We start from the raw sequence: 13,130 nt of genomic DNA on the forward strand, positions 1-13,130 counted from the left end.
CGTCCTAGACTCGCCGCCGACGCTGACGACCCAGTCAACGGTGACCGGGCGCAGGCGGGAGAGAAGGTGTCAATGTGAAGGTCGGAATTCCACGCGAGGTGAAGAACCACGAGTACCGCGTGGCGATCACACCGGCGGGCGTCCACGAGTTCGCCCGCGCGGGTCACGAGGTCTTCGTCGAGTCCGGTGCCGGTCTCGGCTCGTCCATCACCGACGAGGAGTTCGCGGCCGCCGGCGCCACGATCCTGCCGGGGCCCGACGAGGTCTGGAACACCGCCGACCTGGTGCTCAAGGTCAAGGAGCCGATCGCCGAGGAACACCACCGGATGCGCGAAGGCCAGGTGCTCTTCACCTACCTGCACCTCGCCGCGTCCAAGGAGTGCACCGACGCGCTGATCGAGCGCAAGGTCACCGGCATCGCGTACGAGACCGTCGAGACCGCCGACCACGCCCTCCCGCTGCTCGCCCCGATGTCGGAGGTGGCCGGCCGGCTCGCCCCGCAGGTCGGCGCGTACACCCTGATGCGCCAGGGCGGCGGCCGCGGCATCCTGATGGGCGGCGTCTCCGGCGTGTACGCGGCCAAGGTCGTCGTGATCGGCGCCGGCGTCTCCGGCATGAACGCGGCCGCGATAGCGCTCGGCATGCAGGCCGAGGTGCTGCTGCTCGACCGCAACATCAACAAGCTCCGCCAGGCCGACGCGATCTACCAGGGCCACCTGCAGACCGTCGCGTCCAACGCGTACGAGGTCGAGCGGGCGGTGCTCGACGCCGACATGGTGATCGGCGCGGTGCTGGTGCCCGGCGCCAAGGCCCCGACGCTGATCTCCAACGAGCTGGTCAGCCGGATGAAGCCGGGCAGCGTGCTCGTCGACATCTCGATCGACCAGGGCGGCTGCTTCGAGGACTCGCGCCCGACCACGCACGCGGACCCGACCTACAAGGTCCACGAGTCGATGTTCTACTGCGTGGCCAACATGCCCGGCGCCGTCCCGCACACCAGCACGTACGCGCTGACCAACGTCACGCTGCCGTACGCGCTGGAGCTGGCCAACCGCGGCTGGCGTGACGCGCTGCGCCGCGACCCGGCGCTCGCGCTGGGCCTGAACACCTTCGACGGCCAGGTCACCTACGGCCCGGTCGCGGAGGCGCACGGCATGAAGCACCTCCCGCTGGCCGAGGCCCTGGCCTGACCTCGCCGACCGCGACGTCCGCCGCCGGCGACGGTCCCGAACCGTCGCCGGCGCTGCGGCGCGCGGTCCGTGGTTATCTCGATCACCTGACCGTCGAGCGGGGCCTGTCCGGCAACACGCTCGCGTCCTACCGTCGTGATCTCGATCGCTACCTGGTCACGCTGGCGGCGCGCGGAGTCGGCGATCTGGCCGCCGCCACGCCGGCCGAGATCGCGGGGCATGTCGCCGCGCTGCGCACCGGCGACGCGGACCACCCGGCGCTGTCGGCGGCGTCCGCGGCCAGGGCCACCTCGGCGGTGCGCGGGCTGCACCGGTTCGCGGTCCGCGAGGGACTGGTGGCCGACGACGCCAGCCGTGACGTGAAGCCGCCGAGCCTGCCCCGCCGGCTGCCCAAGGCGCTCGAGGTCGACGAGGTGCTGCGGCTGCTCGAGTCGGTGCGCGGCGACGGGCCGCTGGAGTTGCGGGACCGAGCGCTGCTGGAGTTCCTCTACGGCACCGGGGCCCGGATCTCCGAGGCCGTCGGCGCGGCGGTCGACGACCTCGACCTGACCGGCGGGTCGGTGACCCTGCACGGCAAGGGCGGGCGGACGCGGATCGTGCCGGTGGGCGGCTACGCCCGCGCGGCGCTGGACGCCTACCTGGTGCGGGCCCGGCCGGCGCTGGCGGCGCGGGGGCCGGCGGTGTTCCTCAACGCCCGTGGTGGGCCGCTGTCGCGGCAGAGCGCGTGGGCGATCCTGCGGAAGGCCGCGGGCGCCGCGGGGCTGCCGGTCGAGGGCACGCGGGCCGTCTCGCCGCACACGTTGCGGCACTCGTACGCGACCCATCTGCTCGACGGCGGGGCCGACGTACGGGTGGTCCAGGAACTCCTCGGGCACGCGTCCGTGACCACGACGCAGGTATACACGTTGGTCACGGTGGAACGCCTGCGCGAGGTCTACGCCACCGCTCATCCACGGGCACATAGCTGACACGCGCGTCTTGGCGTGTCGACACGCCGATATGGTGCACCCGGGGTCGGTGGGACGTGGCGTACAGTCGGGACTCCGGCGCGGGACGTTCGTCGGGAGGGGGTAGGCAGGGACATGGCTGGCAACGGTGACCGTGCCGAGGCATGGACCTCGCAGCTCCGCGAGCAGCAGTCCGCCCTTGACCTCGGCGCCGAGCTCGGCCCGGCCGATCCGGCCGCCTACACGATGCGCAAGCCGATCCCCGAGCCGATGCCGCAGGACCGGCACGGCCCGGCGCGGATCATCGCCCTGGCCAACCAGAAGGGCGGCGTGGGCAAGACCACGTCGACCATCAACCTGGGCGCGGCGCTCGCCGAATACGGCCGTCGTGTGCTGCTGGTCGATTTCGACCCCCAGGGCGCGCTCTCGGTCGGCCTCGGCGTCAACCCGCACAACCTCGACCTGTCCGTCTACAACCTGCTCATGCAGGACGACGTCCACGCCGAGGACGTGCTGATCAAGACCGACGTCGCCGGGCTGCACCTGCTGCCCGCCAACATCGACCTGTCGGCCGCCGAGATCCAGCTCGTCAACGAGGTCGCCCGCGAGATGGCGCTGGCCCGGGTGCTGCGGTCGGTGCGCAAGGAATACGACTACATCCTGATCGACTGCCAGCCGTCGCTCGGCCTGCTGGCGATCAACGCGCTCACGGTGGCGCACGGCGTGCTGATCCCGCTGGAGTGCGAGTTCTTCAGCCTTCGGGGTGTCGCGCTGCTGCTCGACACCATCGACAAGGTGCGCGAGCGGCTCAACTTCGACCTCGAGCTCGAGGGCATCCTGGCGACCATGTACGACAGCCGCACCACCCACTGCCGCCAGGTGCTCCAGCGGGTGGTCGAGGCGTTCGGCGACAAGGTCTACCAGACCGTGATCACCAAGACGGTGAAGTTCCCCGAGTCGACGGTGGCCGGCGCGCCGATCACCACGCTCGATCCGGCCTCGTCCGGCGCCCGCAACTACCGTCAGCTCGCCCGAGAGGTCATCGCCGCGCAAGCCGAGCGTTGATCTGTTGATTCCCACCGGCGGGGCTGCCGGTGCTGACGGTGTTTGAGGTGTGGGCGTGAACGTCGCCGTTCCGGCGGTGGACTACGGTCGAACGGTGAGTGAACCCGGTGCGGCCGAATCGTCACCCCTTGTCGGGGGCGATCCGGCATCCGTCGTCGTCGAGGGGTCCGTGCCCGTCGACGCCCTGACGACCGACGAGGCGCCCACGACCGGCTTCACCGTGCGGCTCGCCAACTTCACCGGGCCGTTCGACCTGTTGCTGCAGCTCATCGGCAAGCACAAGCTCGACGTCACCGAGGTGGCGCTGAGCACGGTCACCGACGAGTTCATCGCCTACATCCGGGCGATGGGCGACGACTGGCCGCTCGACGAGGCCAGCGAGTTCCTCGTGGTGGCGGCGACGCTGCTCGACCTCAAGGCGGCCCGGCTGCTGCCCGCCGCCGCGGTCGAGAACGAGGAGGACCTGGCCCTGCTCGAGGCCCGCGACCTGCTGTTCGCCCGGCTCCTGCAATACAAGGCGTTCAAAGAGGCGGCCGCGCACATCCAGGTGCTCGAGCAGGAGGGCGCCCGGCGCTGGCCGCGGGCGGTCACCATGGAGGCGCGGTACGCGGACGCGCTGCCCGAACTCGTCCTCGGCATCGGCCCGGCCCGGCTGCTGAAGCTCGCGATCAAGGCGATGTCGCCCAAGCCGACCCTGGCCCAGATGGTGTCGATCGCGCACATCCACGACGTCAAGGTCAGCGTGCGCGAGCACGCGATCGTCCTGCGCGACCGGATCCGCCTCTCCGGCACGGCGACGTTCCAGGTGCTGACCATCGACTGCCAGAGCACGCTCGAGGTGGTCGCCCGGTTCCTGGCGCTGTTGGAGCTCTACCGCGAGAACCTGATCGGCTTCGAGCAGGTGCAGGCGCTGGGGGAGCTGACCGTCCGCTGGATCGGCGGGGACGCGGTGGGCGAGATCAAGGTCGACGAGTACGCGGGAACCCCGGAGAAGCCGGCCGAAGAGGGCAAGGAGCAGGAAGAGTGAGCGATCGCGGCGGCACCGACCCGGGCCGCGAGTCGTCCCTGGCAGAGCAGGCAGCGTCGTGGGTGCCCCCGTGGGAACGCCCCCGCCCGGAAGCGGCACCGGCCGAGCCCGAGGAGCAGGATCTCGACGCGGCGGCCGAGGTGGCCGAGGCGCCGCCGGACGCCGTCCTGGTCGATCTCGCGGAGGAGGCCGACCCGGGTGCGGAGGACGCCGCCCCGGACGACGGTGCCGCCGCGCCCCCGCCCGATCAACCGGATGACGAACCCCCGCTGGCTGTCATCGACGACGACGAGCTGCGCGGCGCTCTGGAGGCGATCCTGCTCGTCGTCGACGAGCCCGTCCAGGAGATCGTGCTCGCGCAGATCCTGGAACAGCCGACCGAGCGCGTGGCGGCGGCGCTGGAGACGATCTCGGCCGGCTACACCGCGGCCGGGCACGGGTTCGAGCTGCGCCGGATCGCCGGCGGGTGGCGGCTCTACACCCATCCGCGGTACGCGGACTACGTCGAGCGGTTCGTCCTCGACGGGCAGTCGGTGCGGCTCACCCAGGCGGCGCTGGAGACCCTCGCGGTGATCGCCTACAAGCAGCCGGTGACCCGTTCCAGGATCTCCGCGATCCGGGGCGTCAACTGCGACGGCGTGGTGCGCACACTCACCTCGCGCGGCCTCATCCAGGAGGCCGGCACGGAGCCCGAGACGGGCGCGTACCTTTACCGGACGACGGCGCTGTTCCTGGAGAAGCTCGGGCTCGACTCGGTCGACCAGCTTCCGGACCTCGCGCCGTTCCTTCCTGACGACGTCGACGAGGTGGCAGATGGCGAACGCTGAGCGGGAGCGCCTGCAGAAGGTGCTGGCCAGCGCCGGTGTGGGGTCCCGCCGGGCCTGTGAGGACCTGATCTTCCGGGGCCGGGTCATGGTCGACGGCAAGGTCGCCCAGCTCGGCGACAAGGTCGACCCGGTCAGGGCCGAGATCTACGTCGACGGGCAGCGGGTGGTGGCCGACCAGAACCTGGTCTACCTCGCGTTCAACAAGCCCCGCGGCGTGGTCTCGACCATGGCCGACGAGAAGGGCCGGACCGCGCTCGCCGAGTTCCTCGACCGGGTGGACCAGCGGGTCTACCACGTCGGGCGGCTCGACACCGACAGCGAGGGCCTGCTGCTGCTGACCAACGACGGCACGCTCGCGCACAAGCTGATGCATCCCTCGTTCGGGGTGCCGAAGACCTACGTGCTGGAGATCCCGGGGCCGCTGCCGCGGGCGGTCGGCCGCCAGTTGCTGTCCGGCGTCGAGCTCGAGGACGGCCCGGCCAAGGTCGACAAGTTCCGGCTCGTCGACGCGTTCGCCCGGTCCGCCCAGATCGAGATCGTGATCCACGAGGGGCGCAACCGGATCGTCCGGCGGATGATGGACGCCGTCGGGCACCCGGTCAACCGGCTCGTCCGCACCGCCATCGGCCCGATCCGGCTCGGCGACCTCAAGCCGGGCCGCACCCGGCGGCTCACGAACGCCGAGGTCGCGGCTCTGTTCAAGGCCGTCGAAGACTGATTCCGCCGACCAGGCAGAATGGGTGCTGACGGCGCGAGGAGGAACGGTGGCAGACGAGTTGGCGAACGGTCGGTGCGTGGTGGCCGTGGACGGACCGTCGGGTTCCGGCAAATCCACCGTTTCCCGGCGATTGGCGTCCGCGCTGAACGCGCGGTACCTCGACACCGGGGCCATGTACCGGGCGGTGACCTGGGCGGTGCTGCGCTACGGCGTGGATCTCACCGACGTCGAGGGCATCGCCAAGGTCGCGGGTGAGCTCGACCTGGTGATCGGCACCGACCCGGTGGCGCCGCACGTGCGGGCCGACGGGGTCGACGTCGACGTCGACATCCGCGGTCCCGAGGTGACCGCCGCGGTGTCCGCGGTGGCGGCGGTGCCCGCGGTGCGCAAGCTCCTGGTCGACCGGCAGCGTGAGTTGATCGACGAGGCCGGCCGGATCGTGGTCGAGGGCCGCGACATCGGCGCGGTCGTGGCGCCCGACGCCGACCTCAAGGTCTACCTGACCGCGTCCGCGGACGCCCGGGCCCGGCGCCGGTCGCTGGAGACCACCGCGTCCGTCGACGACACCCACGCCGACCTGCTGCGCCGCGACACGCTCGACTCGACCCGCGCGACCGACCCGCTGCAGCAGGCCGCCGACGCGGTCGAGCTCGACACCACCGCGATGGGCATCGACGAGGTCGTCGCCCGGCTGCGCGCCATGGTGACGGCATGATCCCCGAGATGTCCGCCGTGGACGTCGAGGACACCGGTCCCGTCCCCGTGGTCGCCGTCGTCGGTCGTCCCAACGTCGGCAAGTCCACGCTGGTCAACCGGATCATCGGCCGCCGCCAGGCCGTCGTCGAGGACACCCCGGGCGTGACCCGCGACCGGGTGCCCTACGACGCGCAGTGGAACGGCCGGCAGTTCACGGTCGTCGACACCGGCGGCTGGGAGCCCGACGCCCGCGACCGGGCGAAGGCGATCGCGATGCAGGCCGAGATCGCCGTGCAGACCGCCGACGTCGTGCTGTTCGTGGTCGACGCGACGGTCGGCTCGACCGACGTCGACGAGGCCGCGGTCAAGATGCTGCGCCGCAGCAACAAGCCGGTGATCCTGGTCGCCAACAAGGCCGACAACAGCCGGATCGAGCTGGAGGCCGTCTCGCTCTGGTCGCTCGGCCTCGGCGAGCCCCACGTGGTCTCCGCCCTGCACGGCCGGGGCTCCGGCGACCTGCTCGACCTGATCCTCGACGCGATGCCGGAGCCGGCGCCGCGGGTCGACGAGGACGGCCCGCGCGGCCCGCGCCGGGTGGCCCTGGTCGGCCGGCCCAACGTCGGCAAGTCCTCGCTGCTCAACAAGCTGGCCAAGGAGGAGCGCGCGGTCGTCGACTCGGTCGCGGGCACCACCGTCGACCCCGTCGACTCGCTGGTCGGCATCGGCGGCGAGACCTGGCAGCTCGTCGACACGGCCGGCCTGCGCAAGCGGGTCAGCCACGCGAGCGGCACCGAATACTACGCGTCGCTGCGCACGGCGGGCGCGATCGAGGCCGCCGAGGTGGCGGTCGTGCTGCTCGACGCGGCCGAGCCGATCAGCGAGCAGGACCAGCGGATCCTGACGATGGTGGTCGAGGCCGGCCGGGCCCTGGTCATCGCGTTCAACAAGTGGGACCTCGTCGACGACGACCGCCGCTACCAGCTCGAGAAGGAGATCGACCGCGAGCTCAAACGGATCCCGTGGGCGATCCGGGTCAACATCTCCGCGAAGACCGGCCGCGCCGTCGACAAGCTCGCCCCGGCGCTGCGCCGCGCGCTCGAGTCCTGGGAGACCCGGGTGCCGACCGGCCAGCTCAACCAGTGGCTGGCGGCGCTCGTGCAGGAGACCCCGCACCCGGTCCGCGGTGGGCGGGCCCCGCGGGTGCTCTTCGCCACCCAGGCCGGCACCCGGCCGCCGCGCTTCGTGCTGTTCACCACGGGCCCGCTCGACGCCGGTTACCTGCGCTTCGTCGAGCGCAAGCTGCGCGAGGAGTTCGGCTTCGCGGGCAGCCCGGTCGAGGTGACCGTCAAGCCGCGCAAGAAGGCCGGCCCGGGCGGTCGGGGCAAGGCGCACGGGTGACATGATCACCCGATGGGTTACCACGTAGAGGTCGAGCGCACCGACGACGGGGGATACGTCGCCCGCAACGGGCGCGGCGCCGAGATCCGCTTCGGCACCGCGGACGGCGCCGACTTCACCCCCGTCGAGTTGCTGCTGGCGGCGCTCGGCGGCTGCAACATCGTCACCGTCGAGCCGCTGACCGCGCAGCGCGGGCACCGGCTGGCCAAGCTGGCGGCGGTGCTCGATGCGGAGAAGGTGAAGCCCAACCGGCTGGGCGCGATCACCATGACCTACGACGTGGCCCTACCGCCGGACGACGCCGAGGCCGAACCCGTGTTCCGGGCGGTCGCGGAGCGGGTGCACGAGCGGCACTGCACGGTCAGCACCGCGCTGCGCGAGCAGACGACGGTCGACGTCGAGATTCCGGAAACGCTGACCCCGTAAAGGTTCGCAACGGTAGTTTCCGGACATGCCGGCCCTGACACCCCGAGAGGTGCGGCTGGCGGTCACGGAGAGCACCGTCCTGGGCCTGTCCTGCCTGCTGACCTTCTGGTTGGTCAGCGACGTGCTGACCCGCGTCTACGTCGACAGCCGCGACAGCGACCTGCTCGGCGGCATGTGGGCGACGCTCGCGACGATCTTCGTCAGCCGGGCCTCGTTCCGGGAGAGCCTCGCGGCGGGCCTCTCCCGGATGTCCGCGACCGGGATCAGCTTCGTGATCTGCCTCGTCTACCTGGTCTTCCTCGGCTTCAACCTCTGGGCGTACGCCCTGCTCATCGGCATCTCCGCGGCGGCCGCGCTGCTGCTGGGCCGACCGGGCGACGCGACCACGGCCGCGATCACCACGGCCGTGGTGCTGGTGGTGGCCGAGATCAGCCCGTTGGACCCGTGGCAGCAGCCGATCCTGCGCCTGATCGACACGCTGGTCGGCGTGATCGTGGGCGTCGGCACGGCCTGGCTCTCCCTCAGATTCGTCCACCCGCATATCCGCTAGTGCGAGATCACATTTCGTGATGGTTCGCTTCGCGGCATTCTGGAGTGGTCCAGCACGCTCCGACGGGGGGAGAAGCGGTGTTGGAAGGGTTGCTCGTGGTCGTCACGCTGGGCGCGACGGTCATCGTGGGCACCACCATCGGCCGCCGGTACAGTGTCGCCCCGCCCGTACTCCTGATCATCATGGGTGGCCTGCTGGCCCTCATCCCTCAGCTCTCCGACATCCGCCTGCCCGCGGCGGCGGTTCTGGTGATCTTCCTGCCGGGCATCCTCTACTGGGAGAGCCTCAACACCAGCCTGCGCGAGATCCGGGCGAACATCCGGGTCATCCTGTTGTCCGCGATCGGACTGGTCATCGTAACCATGGTCGTCCTGTCGTACTCGCTGCAGGCGATCGGGGTGGCCGCCGCCGCGGCCTGGATCCTCGGCGCCGTGCTCGCCCCGACGGACGCCGCGGCCGTGGCGGGGCTGGCCAAGCGGATGCCCCGGCGCAACCTCACCACCCTGCGCGCCGAGAGCCTGATCAACGACGGCACCGCGCTCGTGCTCTTCGCGATCGCGGTCGGCATGCTCAACGGCGCCTCGCCGAGCCTTTTGTCGATCACCGGCGACCTGATCTGGTCGACGGTCGGCGGGGTGATCGCCGGCCTGGCCACCGGCGGCGTCTTCATCTGGATCAGGCGGCGCATGAACGACCCGCTCCGCGAGGGTGGGTTGTCGGTGCTGACGCCGTTCGCCGCGTTCTTCGTGGGAGACCTGATCCGCGCCAGCGGGGTCGTCGCGGTCGTGGTGGTCGGGCTCGTCTTCTCGTACGCGGGGCCACGGGTCATCCGCGCCCAGTCCCGGGTGCAGGCGTTCGCCTTCTGGAACATCGCCACCTTCGTCGTCAACGGCAGCCTCTTCGTCCTCGTCGGCCTGCAGATCCCGGCGGCCGCCAAGCGGATCGACAACGACCAGATGGGCCGGGCGGTCGGCATCGCCTTCGCCGCCGCGGCCGTCGTGATCCTGACCCGGCTGCTCTGGATCCACGCCATGGCGGGCCTGATCCGCCTCTTCGACCGCCGGGCGATCCAGCGGACCCGGCGCCTCAACTGGAAGGTACGCACGGCGTACGGCTGGGCCGGCTTCCGCGGCGCGGTCTCGCTGGCCGCCGCCCTGGCCGTCCCGTCGGTGCTGGCCGACGGCTCCGCGTACCCGGACCGCGACCTGATCGTCTTCGTGACCTCGGTCGTGATCCTCACGACCATCCTGGTGCAGGGCCTGACGCTGCCGATGGTGGTCCGCTGGGCGGGGCTGGCCAGCGACCGGGCCCGGATCGACGAGGCCCGGCACGCCCGGGTACGCGCCGCGGAGGCCGGCCTGGCGGCGCTGCCGGCGGTGGCCCGCTCGCTGAACGCGCCGGCGTACATGACCGACCGCGTCCGGGCCGACTACGAGGCCGCGGCGGAGGAGGCTCGCCGCGGCGACGGGCATTCCGAGCTGACCAGCGCCGAGCAGCTCGAGCGCCGGCTGCGGCTCGGGGTGCTGGAGCACGAACGGCTCGCGGTGACCGCGATGCGCGACCGCCGCGAGATCGACGACATCGTCATGCGCGAACTGCAGGCGTCGCTCGACGTGACCGAGCTGGCCCTGCTGGGCGCGCCGCGCGGTGACGCGTAACGGAAGGGAAGTGGGATCGATGACGTCAGTCCTGGCCGACCGCATCGGCGGAACGGTCTACGAGCGCGGTGACGACGGCTTCGCCGCCGCCGCGGCCGGCTTCAACCTCGCCTTCGCGCACGAACCCGACCTGGTGGCGGTCGCGACGTCCGTCACCGACGTCGTGGAGGCGGTGCGCTTCGCCCGTACGGCCGGCCTGCGGGTGGTCGTGCAGAGCACCGGGCACGGCGCCGAGACGCCGATCGAGTCGGGGCTGCTGCTCGACACGAGCCGGCTCGACACGGTGCGCGTCGACCCGGAGACGCGGACCGCGACGATCGGCGCCGGCGTGCGCTGGAACGCGGTGGTCGCGGCCGCGAGCGCGTACGGGCTGACCCCCGTCACCGGGTCGTCGCCGATGGTCGGGGCCGTCGGCTACCTGCTCGGCGGCGGCGTCGGGCCGCTGGCCCGCAGCCACGGCTTCAGCTCCGACTACGCCACGGGGTTCACCGTCGTGACCGGCGCGGGTGAGGTCGTCGAGGCCAACGCCGAACAGAACCCGGACCTGTTCTGGGCGCTGCGGGGCGGCAAGTTCGGACTCGGCGTGGTGGTCGAGATGCGCGTCCGGCTCGTCGCGCTGACGTCCGTCTATGGTGGATCGTTCTTCGTGGACACTCCGCACATCGAGCGGATGGTCCGGTTCTGGACCGACTGGACCGACGGGGCCAGCGACCTGGTGACGACCAGCATCCAGGCCGCGGCCTTCCCGCCGCTGCCGCAGGTGCCGGAGCCGTTGCGGGGCAAGCGGTTGCTGAGTGTGCGGTTCGCGTACCCGGGTGACGCGCCGGAGGGCGAGCGGCTCGTGGCGCCGCTGCGTGGGGCGGCGCCGGTCTATCTCGACATGCTGGGGGAGCTGCCGACGACGCAGCTCGGCACGATCCACAACGACCCGCCGGACCCGATGCCGGCCTACGTGCACGGCACGATGCTCGACCGGGCCGACCAGGGGCTGGCGACCGCGTTCCTGGAGACGGTCGGGCCGGACGCCGTCGACTCGCCGTTCATGGTGGGCGAGATGCGGCACCTCGGCGCCGCCACCCGGCGGGACGTGCCGGGCGGCTCCGCGGTGGGCGGTCGCGGCTCGGACTACGTCGCGGCCATGGTCTGCGCCCAGCCCGAGCTGTTCGCGACCGCGGCGCCGGCCGCCGCGGAGCGCTGGGACGGCCTGGCCGCGCCGTGGATCTCCGACGTCAACAACCCGAACGTGCTCGCGCAGCCGATCACGACGGCCCGCGTCGACGCCTGCTGGCCCGACGACATCCGGGCGCGGCTCGAACAGGTCCGGGACCGGTACGACCCCGACGGGCTCACCCTCGGGTGGTGGCAGCCGGTCTCCGGAGGTGGTGCGCGGTGAAGGCCGTCGTGTTCCACGGCGTGGGCGACATCCGCCTCGACAACGTGCCGGAGCCCAAGCTGGAGACCTCGACCGACGCGATCGTACGGGTCACGCGGGCGGCGATCTGCGGCACCGACCTGCACTTCGTGCGCGGCACCGTGCCGGGCATGCGACCGGGGACGATCCTCGGGCACGAGGGTGTCGGCGTCGTCGAGGAGGTCGGCCGGGGCGTGCGCAACCACCGGCCCGGCGAGCGGGTGGTGCTCTCGGCCGTGCTCGGGTGCGGTTCGTGCGGCTACTGTCGCGCCGGCCGGTTCGCGCAGTGCGACGAGATCAACCCCGCGGGGCGGCGCTCGGGTACGGCGTCGTACGGGTCGCCGGCGGCGACGGGGTCGTTCGACGGGACCCAGGCCGAGTACGTGCGGGTGCCGTGTGCGCACACCAACATGTTCACGCTGCCCGACGCGGTCTCCGACGACGACGCGATCGTGCTGTCGGACATCTACCCGACGGGCTGGTTCGGTGCGGTGATCGCCGAGGTCTCCGACGGCGACGTGGTGTCCGTGTTCGGCTGCGGGCCGGTCGGGCAACTCGCGGTGCTGTCGGCGTTCCAGCGCGGTGCCAACCGGGTGATCGCGATCGACCACCATCCGGACCGGCTGGAGCGGGCCCGGGATCTCGGCGCGGAGGTCATCGACTTCGACGCGGAGGACCCGGTGGAGGCGCTGCTGGAGCTCACGCTCGGCACCGGGCCCGACCGGGCGATCGACGCGGTGGGTGTCGACGCGGAGAGCGCCCGGGCCGGGCCGGCCGCCGCCGACGCGCGGGCGCACGACGCGGAGCACCGCGACGAGGTGCGGACGATCGCGCCGGTGACGAACGAGCACGATGGACAGTGGCGGCCGGGCGACGCGCCCGCGCAGGCGACAGAATGGGCGGTCGAGAGCCTGGCCAAGGCCGGGACGCTCGGGATCGTCGGCGTCTATCCGGCGACGGACCGCTACTTCCCGATCGGTACGGCGATGAACCGGAACCTGACAGTCAACATGGGGAACGGGAACCATCCGCGCTACATCCCGCGGCTGTTGTCCATGGTGGAGCGGTCGCCGGTCTCCGTGGTGACCAGGCACGAGCCGCTGACCGACGTGCTGACCGGGTACCGGGAGTTCGACCGGCGCAGCCCGGGCTGGCTCAAGGTGGCGGTGACGCCGGCCGCCTGAGTTTTGACGCGCCGCCGCCCGTGGCGCGGGGCC

At 71.9% G+C, this 13,130-nt stretch carries 13 protein-coding genes; all 13 read left to right on the forward strand.

Features of this window, described 5'->3' with window-relative positions; genetic code table 11:
- Positions 1-74: 74 nt before the first annotated feature.
- The 13 genes from ald (at position 75) to Asi02nite_RS25470 (ending at position 13,097) form a co-directional block, all read left to right on the forward strand.
- Positions 75-1,190, forward strand: a complete 1,116-nt coding sequence (gene ald, locus Asi02nite_RS25410; protein ID WP_203716428.1) for an alanine dehydrogenase — start codon at positions 75-77, stop codon at positions 1,188-1,190.
- Complete coding sequence (locus Asi02nite_RS25415) at positions 1,187-2,158, forward strand: site-specific tyrosine recombinase XerD (protein WP_203716474.1); 972 nt, start codon at positions 1,187-1,189, stop codon at positions 2,156-2,158. Before ald ends, Asi02nite_RS25415 begins: the two co-directional genes overlap by 4 nt.
- Positions 2,159-2,272: 114 nt before the next feature.
- On the forward strand, positions 2,273-3,202 hold the full coding sequence (locus tag Asi02nite_RS25420; RefSeq protein ID WP_203716429.1) for a ParA family protein: 930 nt from the start codon (positions 2,273-2,275) through the stop codon (positions 3,200-3,202).
- A 94-nt stretch (positions 3,203-3,296) separates the two neighbouring features.
- On the forward strand, positions 3,297-4,229 hold the full coding sequence (locus Asi02nite_RS25425; protein WP_203716430.1) for a segregation and condensation protein A: 933 nt from the start codon (positions 3,297-3,299) through the stop codon (positions 4,227-4,229).
- A complete protein-coding gene (scpB, locus tag Asi02nite_RS25430; protein WP_203716431.1) occupies positions 4,226-5,056 on the forward strand; it encodes an SMC-Scp complex subunit ScpB in 831 nt (276 codons plus the stop codon). The genes Asi02nite_RS25425 and scpB overlap by 4 nt, the downstream gene beginning before the upstream one ends.
- On the forward strand, positions 5,043-5,774 hold the full coding sequence (locus Asi02nite_RS25435; protein ID WP_203716432.1) for a pseudouridine synthase: 732 nt from the start codon (positions 5,043-5,045) through the stop codon (positions 5,772-5,774). The genes scpB and Asi02nite_RS25435 overlap by 14 nt, the downstream gene beginning before the upstream one ends.
- A 46-nt stretch (positions 5,775-5,820) precedes the next feature.
- The gene (cmk, locus tag Asi02nite_RS25440) at positions 5,821-6,489 is read left to right on the forward strand and encodes a (d)CMP kinase (protein WP_203716433.1); all 669 of its coding nucleotides are present in this window, start codon (positions 5,821-5,823) and stop codon (positions 6,487-6,489) included.
- A gap of 8 nt (positions 6,490-6,497) precedes the next feature.
- A complete protein-coding gene (gene der / locus Asi02nite_RS25445; RefSeq protein WP_239127074.1) occupies positions 6,498-7,868 on the forward strand; it encodes a ribosome biogenesis GTPase Der in 1,371 nt (456 codons plus the stop codon).
- A gap of 12 nt (positions 7,869-7,880) precedes the next feature.
- Positions 7,881-8,294 (forward strand): OsmC family protein, encoded by a 414-nt coding sequence (locus Asi02nite_RS25450; protein WP_203716435.1) that lies wholly within the window; start codon positions 7,881-7,883, stop codon positions 8,292-8,294.
- A gap of 25 nt (positions 8,295-8,319) precedes the next feature.
- Positions 8,320-8,844 (forward strand): FUSC family protein, encoded by a 525-nt coding sequence (locus Asi02nite_RS25455; RefSeq protein WP_203716436.1) that lies wholly within the window; start codon positions 8,320-8,322, stop codon positions 8,842-8,844.
- Positions 8,845-8,921: 77 nt separating this feature from the next.
- Complete coding sequence (locus Asi02nite_RS25460) at positions 8,922-10,502, forward strand: Na+/H+ antiporter (RefSeq protein WP_239127075.1); 1,581 nt, start codon at positions 8,922-8,924, stop codon at positions 10,500-10,502.
- A gap of 19 nt (positions 10,503-10,521) precedes the next feature.
- Complete coding sequence (locus Asi02nite_RS25465; protein WP_203716437.1) at positions 10,522-11,895, forward strand: FAD-binding oxidoreductase; 1,374 nt, start codon at positions 10,522-10,524, stop codon at positions 11,893-11,895.
- Positions 11,892-13,097 carry an alcohol dehydrogenase catalytic domain-containing protein gene (locus Asi02nite_RS25470; protein WP_203716438.1) on the forward strand — a complete coding sequence of 402 codons (1,206 nt, stop codon included), beginning with the start codon at positions 11,892-11,894 and terminating at the stop codon, positions 13,095-13,097. The genes Asi02nite_RS25465 and Asi02nite_RS25470 overlap by 4 nt, the downstream gene beginning before the upstream one ends.
- Positions 13,098-13,130 lie beyond the last annotated feature (33 nt).

The sequence above is a fragment of the Asanoa siamensis genome (assembly GCF_016862555.1).
GTDB lineage: Bacteria > Actinomycetota > Actinomycetes > Mycobacteriales > Micromonosporaceae > Asanoa > Asanoa siamensis.

What these genes read in the sequence shown, in the direction of transcription:
- der (WP_239127074.1), top strand. Translation starts at nt 6,498, where the DNA reads ATGTCCGCCGTGGACGTCGAGGACACCGGTCCCGTCCCCGTGGTCGCC.
- Asi02nite_RS25420 (WP_203716429.1), top strand. Translation starts at nt 2,273, where the DNA reads ATGGCTGGCAACGGTGACCGTGCCGAGGCATGGACCTCGCAGCTCCGC.
- Asi02nite_RS25465 (WP_203716437.1), top strand. Translation starts at nt 10,522, where the DNA reads ATGACGTCAGTCCTGGCCGACCGCATCGGCGGAACGGTCTACGAGCGC.
- Asi02nite_RS25435 (WP_203716432.1), top strand. Translation starts at nt 5,043, where the DNA reads ATGGCGAACGCTGAGCGGGAGCGCCTGCAGAAGGTGCTGGCCAGCGCC.
- Asi02nite_RS25450 (WP_203716435.1), top strand. Translation starts at nt 7,881, where the DNA reads ATGGGTTACCACGTAGAGGTCGAGCGCACCGACGACGGGGGATACGTC.
- Asi02nite_RS25455 (WP_203716436.1), top strand. Translation starts at nt 8,320, where the DNA reads ATGCCGGCCCTGACACCCCGAGAGGTGCGGCTGGCGGTCACGGAGAGC.